The organism is Pseudoalteromonas sp. NJ631 (assembly GCF_000276645.1).
Lineage (GTDB): Bacteria > Pseudomonadota > Gammaproteobacteria > Enterobacterales > Alteromonadaceae > Pseudoalteromonas > Pseudoalteromonas piscicida.
In genome coordinates this window covers 81,715-97,560 of record NZ_AKXJ01000020.1, presented here as the reverse complement: position 1 = coordinate 97,560, position 15,846 = coordinate 81,715, and the positions used below count along the sequence as shown (strand labels likewise).

Genomic DNA, 15,846 nt, shown 5'->3' with positions numbered 1-15,846 from the left:
CTTTTGCTGTACCACCGTATACTTTTGCAAGTACGTTAGTGATTGCTGCAGTTAGAGTTGTTTTACCGTGGTCAACGTGGCCGATAGTACCAACGTTTACGTGCGGTTTTACGCGTTCAAACTTTTCTTTTGCCATGACGAAACCTATAAGTTTTGTGTATCTAGATTACATATAAAAATAATCCACGACGAGTGTGGATTAGAATTATTCAGTCTATTATAAATATTTTTTCGACAATTCAAAGGAAGTATTTGAGAAGATTCTTCGGAGACTGGTGCTGATAGGCAGATTTGAACTGCCGACCTCACCCTTACCAAGGGTGCGCTCTACCAACTGAGCTATATCAGCACGCCAGACGAACTGGAGCGGGCAGCGGGAATCGAACCCGCATCATCAGCTTGGAAGGCTGAGGTAATAGCCATTATACGATGCCCGCTTTAGGAACCTGTTCTTAACTACCTCTAACCGTCAAGAATAAAGTGGTGGAGGGAGCTGGATTCGAACCAGCGAAGGCTGAGCCGTCAGATTTACAGTCTGATCCCTTTGGCCGCTCGGGAACCCCTCCACGTAAAATTCTTTCCTAAAGCATCCTATACAAGATAGGGTAAAAAGATGGTGCCGACTATCCGAGTCGAACGGATGACCTACTGATTACAAGTCAGTTGCTCTACCAACTGAGCTAAGTCGGCACTGCTTTAGTACGGGGCGAGATATTAGAGCAACCATTGACTTGATGCAACAGGAATATGCAAAAAAATTTAAATTTATTGTTCAAACGCTCAGTTTTAAGCCAATCCCATGACATTTTTACAGTTATTGTGGGTTTTTCCACCAAACTGACAGCCCTTTGAATACCAAAAGGTCATCAAAAACCGCTGACTCGATATGGTTTTTAATTAACTCGCCATATCCACCTGCGCACAATACCAACGCAGACTCATTATTAAGTTGCTGTTTTGCACTATGGACGAGTCCAAGCGTTGCGGCTAACGCACCATTTTTCACCGCTTCTGGTGTATTTTTAGCAAATTCTGCGGCAAACGGCGTGTTCTCATCACAAAATACCCGCTCTGCACGCGCGGTAATACTGGAAATCATGAGATCGATACCTGGCAAAATCCACCCGCCCATGTGTATTCCTTGCGCAGTCACTACATCAACCGTGGTCGCAGTGCCAGAATCAATCACGATTATATCTTGCGTTGGATATAGAGCATGCGCGGCAAGTACCGCGAGCCACCTATCAATCCCCAAATTTTTAAAACTAGGATAGGCACAAGTTACCCCAGCTCGCCTTGGCGATACGTGTGCTTGTTCGAGCACAAGACCAAACTCAGAGGCGCGACTTTCCACCCACTGTAATCCCGCTCCCTTACCAACCTGAGAGCAGACAATTGCAGTTAGCTTTTGCCATTCAATATCACTTTCTTTTACAGGACTAATACGGCGTTCATGCTCAAGCGCATATTTAACTGCAGTATTACCTACGTCAATTAGCAGTTTCACGATATCACCTTTCTTAACGAAATTTCACCGCCATAAAAAGCTTTAAGCTCACCATCTTGCCTAAGCAATAAGCCCCCTTGCATATCGATGCCTTCACAGATCCCACGCCATTCTCTCTGTCCTGTACTCAAGGTCACTGCGTCACCTTTAAAGGCATTTAGACCATTCCACTCGGTCACCATTTCGCTTAGTCCAGACTCTTTATACTGGGCAAGACGCTCAGACAAAGAGTGAGTGAGCTGCACCACTAACTGATTTTTATCAATTTGGCCTAAGTGCGTTTGCAGATCTGTCCAAGCTTGGTCGATGTGTTTAGAGGCTGATTCTGGCATGCATATATTTAGCCCAATCCCAATCACAAGATGGCAAGGCCCTTCTACTTGCCCCTCTAGCTCAACCAAAATCCCCGCCAGTTTTTGCTGGTTGAGATATATATCGTTTGGCCATTTTAATTCAACGGAAATACCATAAAGGACCTTTAACGCATCATATACCGCAAGTCCTACAGCAATAGATAAGCCCATCGCGGCTTGCATGCCAGCGTCAAACTGCCAGTAATAACTGTAATAAAGGTTAGCACCAAAGGGCGATTGCCATACCCGACCTCTGCGCCCTCTGCCAGCTTGCTGCATTTCAGCCACCAAGACATGGCCTGAGCCCATATTCTGTTTGTCCTGCAAACGACGCATTAGCTCGCTATTCGTTGAGTCTATAATTGCGTGATATTCGATTGGACACTCACTTTGAAAATGCTGTTGCCATAGAGTATTCAACTTACTTTGATGAATAAGCGGTAAGCTATAATTGAGTTTATAACCGCGGCCATTGACTCGAAAAATATCCACGCCCATCTCTTGCAACGCCGCTATATGCTTCGCAATAGCCGCGCGACTAATACCTAATTGTTCGCCAAGTTCTTGCCCTGAGACAAATTCTCCTTTATTCAAGGCTGCTAAAATCGTTTGCTTTTTATGATCAGGCGTTTTCATGGCATTCCACACTTTGCAACTGACATTCACCATGCTTTGTTATAAGGCGCACTTCATGCTCAAGTAACACAGCAAATTTTTGCCAAACGGTTTGCTGAATATGGCTCACTAACTGTGTTAAATCTTCGCCGGTGCTGCCACCACTATGAACAAGTACCAGCGCTTGTTTCTCATACACACGAATGGCTCCACGGTGACAGCCTTTTAGACCCGCTTTGTCAATTAACCAGCCAGCCGCAAGTTTTACATGGTCATTGTCCACATCAAACGCTGGCACCTCAGGAAATTTACTTTGCAACTGAGCTGCAAACGCCCTATCAACCACTGGGTTTTTAAAAAAGCTCCCGGCATTTGCAAGTGTCGCAGGATCGGGCAATTTACTGTTTCTGGTAACTATCACCGCTTCACAAATCTCTTGTGCGGTTGCAGTATCACTCAAGCTTTGTAGTGGGCCATAACTTAACGTTGGCTGCCAACGTTTAGGCAGTGTCAATGTCACTACTGTAATCACGAACTTATCTTTTAGGCGGTGTTTAAAGACCGAATCTCGATAGCCAAATTCACACTCTGCATTTGTTAATGTCGTGAAGCGCCGCTCGGCGATATCAAATCCTCTAACGGCAGTGATAAATTGAGATACTTCAACACCGTAGGCGCCGATATTTTGTACCGGCGCCGCACCAACAGTACCAGGGATCAGCGCGAGATTTTCTAACCCGTCAATTCCGTTATCAAGCAGCTTTGTAACGAGCTGGTGCCAGTTTTCTCCAGCTGCGACTGTAACAACATAACTATCATCTTGTTGCTCGATATCGACACCTAAGGTCGCAAGCTTAATAACGGTTCCAGCATAGTCTTCCAGAAAAATGGTATTACTCCCTTCCCCGATTAAAAAGAAAGGGCGACTGAAATCGAGCTCAACCAGCGCATGTGGATCTGTGATAATAATAAGGGACTCGCAACCCGACGGCAGCGAAAAAGTGTGATAAGACTGCAAACTAGTCACTGCAGCACCTTGCCAATATTAACTAAACTGGCGCTAGTGTAGCGCATTGCCCTGACTTACGCATTAACGTCATCTTGCCCATCATTTTATGTAACCCATCGGCTTATGCTGTTTAAATGGTCAGAAATTAGTTATGTTAGCCGTTCTAATTAGGAATATTCTTTTTATAAGAGCAACATTATGATTAAACTTTCGGCACTTACGCTCAGCCTCGCCATGGCTGGCCTTGTCCACACTGCTGATGTAAACGCAGCCGTTGACCAACACACTTACGCCAATCTTAACGATGTTATTACCACACACTTGCATTTAGACCTAGACGTTGACTTTGAAGATAAGCAACTAGAAGGTTTTGTTGAACACACACTAGATTGGCAGAATCGCCAAGCAAGAACGCTGATACTAGATACGCGTGACCTCGAAATCGACAAAGTGATGTATCAAGGTAAAGATGATAAATGGCATACCGCCACGTTTGATCTTGCCAAGCGCGATGATGTGAAAGGTGCGAAGTTAACTATTCACTTTAAAGAGCAAGCAAAAAAAGCACGTATTTATTACAACAGCTTGCCAGTAGCATCAGGTCTACAGTGGTTAACACCGCAGCAAACCGCAAGTAAATCTCACCCATTTATGTATAGCCAATCTCAAGCTATTCATGCTCGTAGTTGGATCCCTGTGCAGGATACGCCAGCAATGCGTGTGACTTACTCTGCTCGCGTACATACGCCTAAAGATGTACGTGCGGTAATGAGTGCGGACAATACCGGCGCATTGATCAAAGATGGCGATTATTGGTTTGATATGCCGCAAGCTATCCCACCGTACCTAATTGCAATTGGTGCAGGTAACCTTGAATATAAAGAGATGTCGCACCAAACTGCGATTTTTGCAGAACCGCAAATCCTCGATGCCTCTGTTGCTGAGTTTAATGATACGCAAGCGATGATCGATAAAACCAATGCCATGTATGGTGAATACGCTTGGGGTAGATACGACCTGCTCATGTTGCCGCCTAGCTTCCCGTTTGGTGGTATGGAAAATCCACGCCTGTCATTTATCACGCCAACTGTAGTTGCCGGTGACAAAAGCTTAGTAAACCTAATCGCCCATGAGTTAGCGCACTCTTGGTCTGGCAACTTAGTGACCAACGCGACGTGGGAAGACCTATGGCTAAATGAGGGTTTCACCTCTTACGTTGAAAACCGTATTATGGAAGAAGTGTTTGGTCGTGACCGCGCGGTGATGGAACAAGCACTTGACGCTGCAGGCCTACGCGCACAACTTAAAACTATTGCCGCCCCTGATACACGCATGAATTTAGAGCTTAATGGCCGCGACCCTGACGATGCGTTTAGCTCTGTACCTTACACTAAAGGTCAATTATTCCTTATTTATCTAGAAGAAAAGTTTGGTCGTGACAAGTTCGACAAGTTTGTTAAAACCTACTTTAACACTTTCTCTTTTAAATCTCTGACTACTGATGAATTCGTCGCGTACTTAGACAAAAACTTGCTACAGCAATATCCTGGTATCGTGAGCTTAGAAAAAGCCAAAGAGTGGATTTATGAGCCAGGCTTGCCAAGCGACGCACCGAACCCAACTTCTGATGCTTTTGAAAAAGTGGATGCGCTAACTCAAGCTTGGTTAAAGGACGAGAAAACACTTGCAGATTTACCGACCGACGCTTGGACGGTACATGAATGGCTGCACTTTATTAATAACCTACCAAGAGATCTCGCCATCGAGCGTATGGAAGCATTGGACAAGGCATTTAAGCTGACGCAATCGACCAACGCTGAACGCGCATTTGCTTGGTATATGCTAGCAGTAGGTAACGGCTACCAAGCTATTTACCCAGACCTTGAAAAGCATCTAGTAAGTATTGGTCGTCGCAAGCTTATTGTGAATTTATACAAGTCTCTCATTAAGAATGGCAAACGTGACTGGGCTTACCGTGTTTATCAACAAGCACGTCCGGGATACCACCCACTTGCTCAAGGCACCATCGACGCCTTATTTGAATAATACATTTCAAAAACAAAAAGAGCGCTTCAATAAGCGCTCTTTGCTATTTTAAGTTTAAGTTCAAACTTAAATTACTTGTGATATTGACGGCTAAATTCGTGAACCGCATTGATGAAAACACCTGCATTTTCAGGGTCAACATCAGGCGTAATGCCATGGCCTAAGTTAAAGACATGACCATTACCTTCGCCAAAACCAGCTAAGATATGCTGAACTTCTTCACGAATACGCTCATGGGTACCGTGTAGCATTGAAGGATCCATATTACCTTGTAGTGCAACTTTATCGCCTACACGACGTTTTGCATCGGCGATATCAATCGTCCAATCAAGGCCAACTGCATCACATCCAGTAGCTGCAATTGCTTCAATCCATTGACCGCCGTTCTTCGTGAATAATGTCACGGGTACTTTGCGACCGTCATTTTCACGGATCAGGCCATCTACAATTTTGTGCATATATTGTAGTGAAAACTCTTTGTAGTCACGTGGGCTTAACACCCCGCCCCATGAGTCGAAGATCATTAGCGACTGAGCACCCGCTTTTACTTGCGCATTTAGGTAGTCGATAACCGAATCGGCCACTTTATCTAGCAGTAAGTGCAGTGTCTGCGGCTCTGCAAACGCCATCTTTTTAATCTTACCGAATGTTTTGCTGCTACCGCCTTCAATCATGTAAGTCGCTAGCGTCCATGGTGAGCCGGAGAAACCAATAAGTGGTACTTCACCTTTAAGCTCACGACGAATTGTGCTCACTGCATTCATTACATAACCAAGCTCATCGGTTGGATCTAATTTTGGTAGCTTTTTAACATCGTCTAACGATTGGATAGGGCGCTCAAACTTTGGACCTTCACCAGTTTCAAAGTAAAGTCCAAGTCCCATTGCATCTGGAATAGTCAAAATATCGCTAAACAGAATCGCCGCATCTAATGGATAACGACGCAGCGGCTGTAATGTCACTTCACATGCCAGTTCTGCATTTTTACAAAGGCTCATAAAGTCACCAGCTTGTGCTCTGGTGGCACGATACTCTGGTAGATAACGACCAGCTTGGCGCATCATCCATACTGGTGTGACGTCAACTGGTTGTTTTAATAGCGCTCGTAAATAACGATCGTTTTTTAATTCGCTCATAGCGTCTCTATTCCAATACTTAAATTCAATTGTGCGGATTGTATCACTAAGTGCACATGGGCACTATCTAAACTATCCTTGCCAACGCCTCGTTATGATCTAGATTAAACCTCACTTTATTAGGAACAAATTCATAAGCTTGTGTAAAAATTACCGAAACAAGCGATTAAACTGTTTGCAACACGATTAAAAGGTTGGTATAAAATTACCGCGTTAGAAAAATAACAACAAAACACCTTCAATTAGAAAAATAACAACATTACGCAACAAGCTAAACTGCTATTTTGAACCACCTTGAGTTTCTCTCGGTGGTTTTTTTATTTTTATCCTCCTGAATTTGTTAACATTCCCGATAATCAAACCAATAATCTTTTGATCTTTTTACGCTTTTACAGAAAAAATTGGTTGACCTTTTGCCCCGTTTCCCTTTCCATAGAGGTAGGTAACCCGCTTAAGGAGAATCACTATGCTTTCGCAGTTAGAACAAGCCCAACAGAAATGGGGAGGCAGCCATAGTGTAATTGATGCATGGTTAGCAGAGCGTCAGGAACTATTGGTTTTATATTATAAAGTTGCAGGATGCTCACCAACTCGAAATGGTAAAGCACTTCCTGAGCAAGTTGACATTCAGTCATTCTGCCAGATTTTGATGGATTATCTTTCAGCTGGTCATTTTGAAATTTATGACAACATTGTTGAGGCCTGCCAAGAAAAAGGCCCTGAAAGCGCAAAATTGGCTCAGTCACTGTACCCTAGAATCACAGATACGACTGATACCGCACTTGATTTCAACGACAAATACGCTGAAGTAAATCAAGAAACGCAAGAATTAACAGACTTCGATAACGACTTGTCTGTATTAGGTGAAACGCTTGAGTTGCGCTTCCAATTGGAAGATGAACTGATCGATAACCTTTATTCTAATCACACTGAATAGTCTAAATTTGCGGGCACCAAAATATAAAAAAGGTGAGATAGCTATCTCACCTTTTTCTTTGCAGACACTGCCAAGTTATTCAGCAGCTTCTTCAGCTTCGTCTTCGATACCTAGCAGCTCAACTTCAAATACCAGTGTTGAATTAGCTGGAATTTTACCAAGGTTACGAGTGCCGTATGCAAGCTCCGCAGGAATCGTAAACTTATACTTAGCGCCAGTGTTCATTAACTGTAGACCTTCAGTCCAACCTGCAATAACTTGATTTAGGTTGAAAGTGGCAGGTTCATTACGTGCGTAAGAACTATCGAACTCAGAACCATCTAACAATGTACCTTTATAATGTACTGTCACCTTGTCTGTTGCGACTGGCTTTTTACCATCACCTTCGCTTAGCACTTCATACTGAAGACCTGACTCAGTAACCTGAACGCCCTCTTTCTTCGCGTTCTCAGCTAGGTACTTATCGCCTTCTTCTTTATTCTTCTTCGCGTCAGCTTCAACTTTAGCAGCTTGCTTTTCACGAACAGAAGAATCTAGTGAAGTGAGTACTTCACGGATTTTTGCTTCATCCAGCTTAGCTTCACCAGCCAGTGCGTCTTTAAAACCACGCATAAGTAACTCTTGATCAAGTTCAATGCCTAGCTCTTTTTTATCCGCTAAGTCTTTTTGCAAGAAGTTACCAACTGAAGCACCGATACCGTATGCTTGCTGTTGCACCTCTGTATCTAGCTTAACTTCAGCAGGCTTCTGCTCTTCTGCTTTTTTATTACACGCTACTAGTGCTAACACTGAAGCAGCAACGAGTGACAGTTTAATTGTCTGTTTCATTCTCAACTCTCCGACAGTCCCTACTATCAAAACACCAATGCTCGCGCAAGAGAGCTTGATATGCGGTGCCATTGTTAATTTTATATTAATAAGAAAAGGTGCTAGCCACATTAACATTCTCTGATCAGAATGCCAATATGCATTTGCTTGCCATTATCGCGTAACGACATTACGCTTTTAATACGCTAATATCAAAATAATATCTTGTTTTTAGTGCCTTTAGTCTACCTGTTGTAGACTTCGGAGTTAAGGAGGATTTACCTAATTTATGGTCAAACTCGTCAACATTAAGTGGACAAGCCTCCTCTTTGCATGCGCGATGCTCATTTGCTTCACCTTAACCGGTTGTGGCCCTGACACTTCAAAAGCCGTTATGACCGTAGAACATGCCAGCAGAGGCGCATTTTCTGCAGCTATCTCTGCGGACGGTCACTACAGCCTTGTTTCATCCATAGAGCATGGGGCCGTACTTTGGGATAATCAAGAGCAAGGCCTCAAATTTCAATGGCGTCACTCTGATGCCCCCGATGATCTCATTCACTCACTGGCTTTAGCTAATGACAACTCCACGGCCGTCACTGCCACTGATAAAACATTCGCCATCTGGAGCGTCGAAAGCGGTCAAAACCTAGGATATTTTGAGATCGAGTCTGGCACTATTCGAGATATCGCAATTAGCAATGCGGGCCGATATTTACTCTATGCCCGCAGTGATAACGTTGTCGTTCACCTCGACTTAGAGAGTGGAAGGCGGATAGAGTTCCTTGGACATCAAGAAAATATCAATTCTATTGCCATGTCTCCCAATGGTCACTTTGCCTTAACCGGAGGCAACGACTATACCGCTTACTTTTGGGATACTAGAACGGGGCAAGTGATCCACCGCTTTAACCACCCAAGTCGCGTGACCAAAGTTGCATTAGATGACCAAGGAAGGTTTGCTTTTACCGCAGATAGCATGAAAAAAGCGAGCATTTGGCAATTAACTTCTGGTGATCTCAAAGCACAATTACAGTATATTGCTCGCCAGAAAATTTTCAGTGCAGTGCGCTTTAATCAAGACGCAACGCTCTTGGCTACCGGCTCACCTAACCGCGAGCTTATTTTATGGCAAGTGAGTGATGGCGAACGATTGCAAACTTGGCGTGTACAACCCCGAGAAGGCAGCCGCCCCAAGTCTGCGGTTGTATTTGACGTTGCTTTTCAAGACCAAGACACTGCATTGTTAACCGAAAGTTCCAGCGGACTACTGGAAAAATTTGCGCAGGTGAAAAAGCCATGAACGAAATCGAAAACAGAATTACTGAGCTTGAGGCTAAGCTTGCCTTTCAAGAAGATACAATCGAAACCTTAAATGAAGAGCTAAAGGCACATCAGCAGCGCTTGGCTAAAATGCAACGACAAATTGAGCTATTGGCAGAGAAAATGAAGGAAGGCCGCGACCCAGGTTTAATGCCTCAACATCAAGAGCCACCACCACCGCACTACTAACAAATTAATTAAAAACCGGGGTGATCACTCACTCCGGTTTGAACACCCCAATAACTTGCTCAAACTGGCGGGTGGAAGCCTGTACCGCGTCTTTCGGCTGTGACATTACGTGGCCACACTCAACACATTCAACTTTTTCAACATCATGCTCTTTGTAGAGCATCATTACGTCGATTTTTTGGCATTCTGGACAACTTGCCCCTGCAATAAAACGCTTCTTAACTTTCAACTCTACACCTCTAATGAACACCGAGTTTAAGGTTTGTCATTTTATCCTAATTTTATTTGTCATGATACGCTTGGAGTAAGGGATTGGATCCATGCTATGATGCGCGCAATTTAGACAGACTTTTAGAATTATGATCCAACTTTCTGATATCGAACTACTTCGTGGCAGTAAAACACTGCTAAAACAAGCAAATGCAACGCTTTATCCACAACATAAGGCGGGCCTTGTCGGTGCCAATGGCTGTGGTAAATCATCTCTCTTTGCGCTGCTAAAAGGTGAGCTGCAACTCGATTCAGGTGATTTTTCTATTCCAAAAGATTGGTCTATTGCATCGGTAAAACAAGAAACCCCAGCACTCTCCATTAGCGCCCTCGAGTATGTACTACAGGGACACCCTGAATACTATGTATTGAGAACGCAGCTACAACAAGCAGAGCGGGACGGTGATGGGGAACTACAAGCAAAAGCACACCAACAGCTAGAGAACATCAAAGGGTATAGTATTGAAGCCAAAGCGGGTGAACTACTCCATGGCCTTGGTTTTAGCAATGAACAGATTGAGTTTGCCGTTAGCGACTTTTCTGGTGGCTGGCGCATGCGCTTGAACCTTGCGCAAGCGCTGATCCGCGATGCCGATTTATTACTTCTGGATGAGCCAACCAACCACTTGGACTTGGACGCGGTTTATTGGCTAGAACGCTTTTTGCGCGCCTATCAGGGTACATTAGTGCTTATTTCTCACGACCGCGAATTTTTAGATGCGGTTGTTAGCGAGATTTGGCATATCGACCAACAGCAGATCAACGTTTATAAAGGTCACTATTCTCAGTTTGAGCGTCAAAAAGCAGAGCGCATGGCACAGCACCAAGCGCTTTACGAGAAGCAACAAGAAACGATTGCACATTTAGAGAAGTTTATTACCCGCTTTAAAGCGAAAGCGAGTAAAGCAAAACAAGCGCAAAGTCGTGTGAAGGCCCTTGAACGCATGGAAATGCTCGCGCCCGCTCATGCAGATTCACCATTTAATTTTGAATTTGCAGATCCAACGAGCTTGCCTAATCCATTGATGACACTAGAGCAAGCCAAAGCGGGCTATGGTGACGTTACCATTTTGCATGACATCAAGCTTAATCTGGTCCCAGGTAGCCGTATTGCGTTACTTGGCCGTAACGGCGCTGGTAAATCGACCCTAATCAAGTTACTTGCCGGCGATTTAACCCCACAAGCTGGTGAAGTGTTCCAACACCAAGGATTAAATGTAGGCTATTTTGCTCAGCATCAGCTTGAGTCTCTCGATCTTGAGGCCAGTGCGGTTACCCATATTCAACGTCTAGACCCTAAAGTACCAGAGCAGCTTATTCGTGATTTCTTGGGCGGTTTTGCTTTTCATGGTGATAAGGCCCTCGAACCCGTTGCGCCGTTTTCTGGTGGCGAAAAAGCACGACTCGTACTAGCAATGTTGGTGTATCAAAAACCGAACTTGCTATTGCTCGATGAACCGACCAACCACCTAGATTTAGAAATGCGACACGCACTTGTGATGGCCTTGCAAGGTTTTGAGGGTGCAATGGTCACGGTTTCCCACGATCGCCACATGCTGAAAAATACCGCTGACGAGTACTATTTAGTTGATAATGGAACCGTTTCTCAGTTCGGCTATGACTTAGATGCTTATTACCAATGGCTCATGAATGCCAATAAAGAGCAAGCGAAACCAAGTGGATCCGAGTCTGAACCAAAGCAAAACTCTAATGCCAATCGTAAAGAGCAAAAGCGTCTTGAAGCCGAATTCAGAAAAACCATTCAGCCGTTGAAAAAGTCGATTGAAAAGCTCGAAAAACAGCTCGACCAGCTCACTGAGCAAGCAGACGAAATTGAGCAAGCTTTGGCTGACAACAGCCTATACACGGACGAGAACAAAGCAAAACTAAGTGACTTACTGGCAAAACAAGCCAAGATAACCCCAGAGCTTAATGACACAGAAGAAAACTTATTAATGGCACTGGAAGAGTTAGAAGAAAAGCAAAACCATTTCGATGAGACTGGAGAGATATGCTAAGTCGTGAAGACTTTTGGCAGTTTGCCTGTGAATTCTACAGCCGCCCACAAATGCAATCGCGGCTGCTGAATTTGCAAGATGCTGCAGGCAAAAATATCAACCTGTGTTTATTACTTTGTTACCTAGACACTTTAGCACTGACGATTACCCCAGGCACCCTAGCCTCACTGGTAAATACTGCTAAGCAGTTTGACCAAGCGGTGTTACAACCTCAACGCGCGATCCGCAACACCCTAAAAGCACATCATCAAGACTACCAAGACTATAAAAAGTTGCGTTCAGCGATGCTGACTGCAGAGCTTGAGCTTGAAAAGCGTCAACAAGCGCTATTGCTGGAGACATTAAAGCGCTTTTCGTTTGCGCCACTGCAATCATGTAGCAATGTGCTGCTCTATTTGAGTCAGAGTGAGTACGACGCTTTATTCAATACGACTGACTTCTAAGCCATTAAATATAAGCTCTGATATTTACCCAACTTAGATATAAAACCTGATCGAGATCAAGCCTTTGCTAAGGTTTAATTTCACTCAGGATTGAAACTTGATCTTGATCATATCAAGCCCCTCAGACCTCCACTACTATTTACTCATCGACAAATTAGGAGGCACAGCCATGAACGTATTCTTTAGAGACTTTTTTTCCGACCCTGTGTTGTTTCTGTCTTTTGGCTTTTTAGGGATTGTAATTTTGCTGTGCTGTTATTACGTCTACTTTTTCATTAAAAAAGTCATGGACGCTGAAGTACCTAACGAACAATAGAACAGATTTAAATGTATTACCTTGGGGCGATTGAAGAATAAATAGTAGAAGATCGGCTCGACGTAGTTCCCCAACTTGCAGAATTAAGCACGACGCACAAAGCACCTTATCAGTTTACTGGTCGGGTGCTTTTTATTTGCTTAACCCTCAACTGATAATACGTTAAACTGGCTAAAACGTGTTTTGCAACTGGATAGCTTCCTTTCTTTGCTTTGCGAGCAACCGTCAAAAAGACGCAGTTTCTATTATGAATCAAGCCATGAAAACAATAACAGCCGATAATTACGAATTTAAACCCGCTTGGTGGATGCGCAACCGCCATGCCCAAACCATCCTTCCGCGATTCTTTAGGCCGAGATTACAGGTGCCCGTCGACTATGAAACACTAGACACACCAGACGATGACTTTTTAGAACTTGCATGGGCAAAACACGGCGATAAATCGGCACCGCTGGTTGTGGTATTGCATGGGCTAGAAGGCAATATCAACAGCTTTTATGCAAAAGGCCTATTAAAAGCGTTGGTACACCATGGTTTTGACGCCGTACTGATGCACTTTCGCAACTGCTCACGTGAAGTAAATCGCCAAGCCAGAGCTTATCATAGCGGCGAAACCTCAGATCTTGGCTTTTTTATAGACACGCTAAAATCCCGTTTTCCTAAACGGCCATTATTTGCAGTTGGTTTCTCGCTCGGTGGCAATGTACTTGCCAAATACTTGGGAGAAACCAAATCGCAAAGCGGTCTTGAGGCTGGCGTCGTTGTCTCAGCGCCTTATCACCTTTCTTCCTCTTGTCAGGTGATCAGGAAGAGCTGTTTTAAGCTCTATCAAAAATACTTGCTAGACAGGATGAAGAAGTCTTTTTCACGTAAGCTAGACACCATCCAGTCGCAAATTAGGATAGACAAGCCTGCCCTTTATGCCATTGATGACCTATGGCAATTTGACGATAAGATAACGGCACCGCTGCATGGCTTTAACGGCGCGGAAGACTATTACGCGCAAGCAAGCTCGCAGCCCTACTTAACCCAGATCATGACACCAACACTCCTGATCCACGCCGAAGATGACCCCATGCTATCATCACAAGCCGTGCCTACAGCCGCTCAGGTTAACTCACCGGTGACGCTCGCAGTGAGTCCGCACGGTGGTCACGTAGGGTTTATTTCGGGAAGTAACCCCTTTAAACCCAAGTTTTGGCTAGAAAGTGTTATCCCACAATATTTACAGCAAATTTATAGTAAGGCTAAGTAGTATGCTCATTCCCTATCAACAACTTCCACAAGAGACGCTGGACAATCTTATTGAACACTATGTACTGCGTGAAGGAACAGACTATGGCGATACTGAAGTCAGTACCGAGAGCAAAGTCGCGCAAGTGAAAGCACAGCTAAAATCCGGAGAAGCACTGATCGTTTTCTCGGAATTACATGAATCGGTGAATATTGTTAGCAAACAACAATTTCAAGCGATGCAAGCACAGGAAGATTACGAGTATTAAAAAACCTTCAGCTTTCTTTACATTCAGCACTAATCGTAAACAGTTGTCGTAGTGACAGGAGTTGTTACAATCAAATATCTATAACTATAAAGGAAAGGCAATTTTATGAAGCTCGGCACTGCTCTTTGCGCCCTAGCGCTGGCTGTTTCTACCGCTTATGCAACTGAATACAAAGCCTCTGAGCGCGCAGTTAAACTCGCTCACGATAACATCCTAATTGATACACACATCGACGTTCCATACCGCATCCAAAGTAAATGGGATGATGTTAGCCAAGCAACCGAAGGCGGTGATTTTGACTATCCTCGCGCGGTCAAAGGCGGTCTTAATGCGCCATTTATGTCTATTTATATTCCTGCTAATTTAGAATTTGAAGGTAAAGGTAAAAGCTATCAACTCGCCAATCAACTGATTGACGGTATGGAAGCCTTAGCACATCGCGCACCAGATAAATTTGCAATGGCATACAATACCGACGACATTTATGCGCAATTTGACAATGGTATTATGTCTATCGCAATGGGCATGGAAAATGGCTCGCCCATTGAAGGTGAGATGAAAAACCTTAAGCATTTTTATGATCGTGGCGTACGCTATATCACCTTAGCACACTCGCAAAGCAACCATATTTCTGACTCTTCTTATGACGTACGCCGTAAATGGAAAGGCTTGAGCCCATTTGGTAAAGAGCTTGTGGTTGAAATGAACAAAATTGGTATGCTCATTGATGTATCACATATTTCCGATGACGCCTTTTATCAGGTTATGGACATTTCAAAAGTGCCGGTCGTTGCTTCACATTCATCCCTGCGTAAATACACCCCAGGATTCGAGCGCAATATGGATGACGAAATGCTCAAAGCCTTGGCAAAAAATGGCGGCGTGATCCAAATTAACTTTGGCTCGAGCTTTGTGACGGCAAAAGCTGGTGCTTGGTACGACAAGCGTGACGAAGCACAAAAAGAAGCCAAAGACAAAGATCGCACCGATTTTAGAGCGGCGTTTAGAGCAAAAAATCCGTTTCCATTTGCCACACTTGATCAAGTGCTAGATCACATTGACCACGTCGTTAAGTTGATAGGGATAGATCATGTAGGCATTGGTTCTGATTACGATGGTGTGGGTGACTCACTACCAGTTGGCCTGAAAGACGTGTCAACGTATCCAAATCTTGTACAAGGTCTTTTGGATAGAGGCTACAGCGATGCTGATATCAAAAAGATTTTAGGTGGCAATACCCTGCGCGTGTGGAAACAAGCCGAAGCTTACGCAAAGAAGTTTGCTAAATAACCAGTTAGCACATCCCTTATCCAAACCTCAGGTTAAATAACTGTTCAAACCTCTTATTTCATAAGGTGTGCCACACGCACACCTT

General features: G+C 44.1%; 17 protein-coding genes and 4 tRNA genes. 10 read left to right on the top strand and 11 right to left on the bottom strand.

Annotated elements, in window-relative coordinates; genetic code table 11:
• The 8 genes from A587_RS24295 to murB form a co-directional block, all read right to left on the bottom strand.
• Window positions 1-136, bottom strand: a 136-nt coding sequence (locus tag A587_RS24295) for a GTP-binding protein (RefSeq protein ID WP_017219222.1), incomplete at its 3' end; no start/stop codon positions are given.
• Window positions 137-273: 137 nt separating this feature from the next.
• Window positions 274-349, bottom strand: a tRNA-Thr gene (locus A587_RS0122335).
• Window positions 350-362: 13 nt separating this feature from the next.
• Window positions 363-437, bottom strand: a tRNA-Gly gene (locus A587_RS0122330).
• A gap of 44 nt (window positions 438-481) precedes the next feature.
• Window positions 482-566: transfer RNA gene (locus A587_RS0122325), tRNA-Tyr, on the bottom strand.
• A gap of 48 nt (window positions 567-614) precedes the next feature.
• Window positions 615-690, bottom strand: a tRNA-Thr gene (locus tag A587_RS0122320).
• Window positions 691-814: 124 nt separating this feature from the next.
• Window positions 815-1,507 carry a type III pantothenate kinase gene (locus tag A587_RS0122315; RefSeq protein WP_017219368.1) on the bottom strand — a complete coding sequence of 231 codons (693 nt, stop codon included), beginning with the start codon at window positions 1,505-1,507 and terminating at the stop codon, window positions 815-817.
• Complete coding sequence (gene birA, locus A587_RS0122310) at window positions 1,504-2,496, bottom strand: bifunctional biotin--[acetyl-CoA-carboxylase] ligase/biotin operon repressor BirA (RefSeq protein ID WP_017219367.1); 993 nt, start codon at window positions 2,494-2,496, stop codon at window positions 1,504-1,506. Before birA ends, A587_RS0122315 begins: the two co-directional genes overlap by 4 nt.
• Entirely contained in the window at window positions 2,483-3,502 is a 1,020-nt protein-coding gene (murB, locus tag A587_RS0122305; protein ID WP_017219366.1) for a UDP-N-acetylmuramate dehydrogenase, read from the bottom strand. The genes birA and murB overlap by 14 nt, the downstream gene beginning before the upstream one ends.
• Window positions 3,503-3,682: 180 nt before the next feature.
• On the opposite strand from murB, the gene A587_RS0122300 reads away from it, so the two are divergent.
• Window positions 3,683-5,530, top strand: coding sequence for a M1 family metallopeptidase (locus A587_RS0122300; protein WP_017219365.1), 1,848 nt, complete (start codon window positions 3,683-3,685; stop codon window positions 5,528-5,530).
• A 71-nt stretch (window positions 5,531-5,601) separates the two neighbouring features.
• On the opposite strand, the gene hemE is transcribed toward A587_RS0122300, so the two are convergent.
• Window positions 5,602-6,666: a uroporphyrinogen decarboxylase gene (gene hemE / locus A587_RS0122295; protein WP_010374544.1), complete on the bottom strand. Its 1,065-nt coding sequence runs from the start codon at window positions 6,664-6,666 to the stop codon at window positions 5,602-5,604.
• 466 nt (window positions 6,667-7,132) lie between these two features.
• Here hemE and A587_RS0122290 point away from each other — a divergent pair, with 466 nt between their 5' ends.
• On the top strand, window positions 7,133-7,603 hold the full coding sequence (locus A587_RS0122290) for an Rsd/AlgQ family anti-sigma factor (RefSeq protein ID WP_010374541.1): 471 nt from the start codon (window positions 7,133-7,135) through the stop codon (window positions 7,601-7,603).
• 75 nt (window positions 7,604-7,678) lie between these two features.
• Here A587_RS0122290 and fkpA read toward each other — a convergent pair whose 3' ends face one another.
• Window positions 7,679-8,431: an FKBP-type peptidyl-prolyl cis-trans isomerase gene (fkpA, locus tag A587_RS0122285; protein WP_026001096.1), complete on the bottom strand. Its 753-nt coding sequence runs from the start codon at window positions 8,429-8,431 to the stop codon at window positions 7,679-7,681.
• Window positions 8,432-8,699: 268 nt separating this feature from the next.
• On the opposite strand from fkpA, the gene A587_RS0122280 reads away from it, so the two are divergent.
• On the top strand, window positions 8,700-9,713 hold the full coding sequence (locus A587_RS0122280) for a hypothetical protein (protein WP_017219364.1): 1,014 nt from the start codon (window positions 8,700-8,702) through the stop codon (window positions 9,711-9,713).
• Complete coding sequence (locus A587_RS0122275; protein ID WP_010374533.1) at window positions 9,710-9,922, top strand: SlyX family protein; 213 nt, start codon at window positions 9,710-9,712, stop codon at window positions 9,920-9,922. Before A587_RS0122280 ends, A587_RS0122275 begins: the two co-directional genes overlap by 4 nt.
• 28 nt (window positions 9,923-9,950) lie before the next feature.
• On the opposite strand, the gene A587_RS0122270 is transcribed toward A587_RS0122275, so the two are convergent.
• Complete coding sequence (locus A587_RS0122270; protein WP_010374531.1) at window positions 9,951-10,151, bottom strand: YheV family putative zinc ribbon protein; 201 nt, start codon at window positions 10,149-10,151, stop codon at window positions 9,951-9,953.
• Window positions 10,152-10,281: 130 nt separating this feature from the next.
• On the opposite strand from A587_RS0122270, the gene A587_RS0122265 reads away from it, so the two are divergent.
• The 6 genes from A587_RS0122265 (at window position 10,282) to A587_RS0122240 (ending at window position 15,761) form a co-directional block, all read left to right on the top strand.
• Window positions 10,282-12,210: an ATP-binding cassette domain-containing protein gene (locus A587_RS0122265; RefSeq protein ID WP_017219362.1), complete on the top strand. Its 1,929-nt coding sequence runs from the start codon at window positions 10,282-10,284 to the stop codon at window positions 12,208-12,210.
• Entirely contained in the window at window positions 12,204-12,653 is a 450-nt protein-coding gene (locus A587_RS0122260; RefSeq protein ID WP_017219361.1) for a TIGR02444 family protein, read from the top strand. Before A587_RS0122265 ends, A587_RS0122260 begins: the two co-directional genes overlap by 7 nt.
• Before the next feature lie 169 nt (window positions 12,654-12,822).
• On the top strand, window positions 12,823-12,969 hold the full coding sequence (locus tag A587_RS25225; RefSeq protein WP_010374526.1) for a hypothetical protein: 147 nt from the start codon (window positions 12,823-12,825) through the stop codon (window positions 12,967-12,969).
• Between the two features lie 247 nt (window positions 12,970-13,216).
• The gene (locus A587_RS0122250; protein WP_017219360.1) at window positions 13,217-14,224 is read left to right on the top strand and encodes a hydrolase; all 1,008 of its coding nucleotides are present in this window, start codon (window positions 13,217-13,219) and stop codon (window positions 14,222-14,224) included.
• A 1-nt stretch (window position 14,225) separates the two neighbouring features.
• Complete coding sequence (locus A587_RS0122245; RefSeq protein WP_010607914.1) at window positions 14,226-14,471, top strand: YheU family protein; 246 nt, start codon at window positions 14,226-14,228, stop codon at window positions 14,469-14,471.
• Window positions 14,472-14,576: 105 nt separating this feature from the next.
• Entirely contained in the window at window positions 14,577-15,761 is a 1,185-nt protein-coding gene (locus A587_RS0122240) for a dipeptidase (protein ID WP_017219359.1), read from the top strand.
• The last annotated feature ends 85 nt before the right edge of the window (window positions 15,762-15,846 follow it).

Coding starts and splice junctions, on each gene's coding strand:
- birA (WP_017219367.1), bottom strand. CDS start 2,496: ATGAAAACGCCTGATCATAAAAAGCAAACGATTTTAGCAGCCTTGAAT.
- A587_RS0122300 (WP_017219365.1), top strand. CDS start 3,683: ATGATTAAACTTTCGGCACTTACGCTCAGCCTCGCCATGGCTGGCCTT.
- hemE (WP_010374544.1), bottom strand. CDS start 6,666: ATGAGCGAATTAAAAAACGATCGTTATTTACGAGCGCTATTAAAACAA.
- A587_RS0122290 (WP_010374541.1), top strand. CDS start 7,133: ATGCTTTCGCAGTTAGAACAAGCCCAACAGAAATGGGGAGGCAGCCAT.
- fkpA (WP_026001096.1), bottom strand. CDS start 8,431: ATGAAACAGACAATTAAACTGTCACTCGTTGCTGCTTCAGTGTTAGCA.
- A587_RS0122280 (WP_017219364.1), top strand. CDS start 8,700: ATGGTCAAACTCGTCAACATTAAGTGGACAAGCCTCCTCTTTGCATGC.
- A587_RS0122275 (WP_010374533.1), top strand. CDS start 9,710: ATGAACGAAATCGAAAACAGAATTACTGAGCTTGAGGCTAAGCTTGCC.
- A587_RS0122265 (WP_017219362.1), top strand. CDS start 10,282: ATGATCCAACTTTCTGATATCGAACTACTTCGTGGCAGTAAAACACTG.
- A587_RS0122260 (WP_017219361.1), top strand. CDS start 12,204: ATGCTAAGTCGTGAAGACTTTTGGCAGTTTGCCTGTGAATTCTACAGC.
- A587_RS25225 (WP_010374526.1), top strand. CDS start 12,823: ATGAACGTATTCTTTAGAGACTTTTTTTCCGACCCTGTGTTGTTTCTG.
- A587_RS0122250 (WP_017219360.1), top strand. CDS start 13,217: ATGAATCAAGCCATGAAAACAATAACAGCCGATAATTACGAATTTAAA.
- A587_RS0122245 (WP_010607914.1), top strand. CDS start 14,226: ATGCTCATTCCCTATCAACAACTTCCACAAGAGACGCTGGACAATCTT.
- A587_RS0122240 (WP_017219359.1), top strand. CDS start 14,577: ATGAAGCTCGGCACTGCTCTTTGCGCCCTAGCGCTGGCTGTTTCTACC.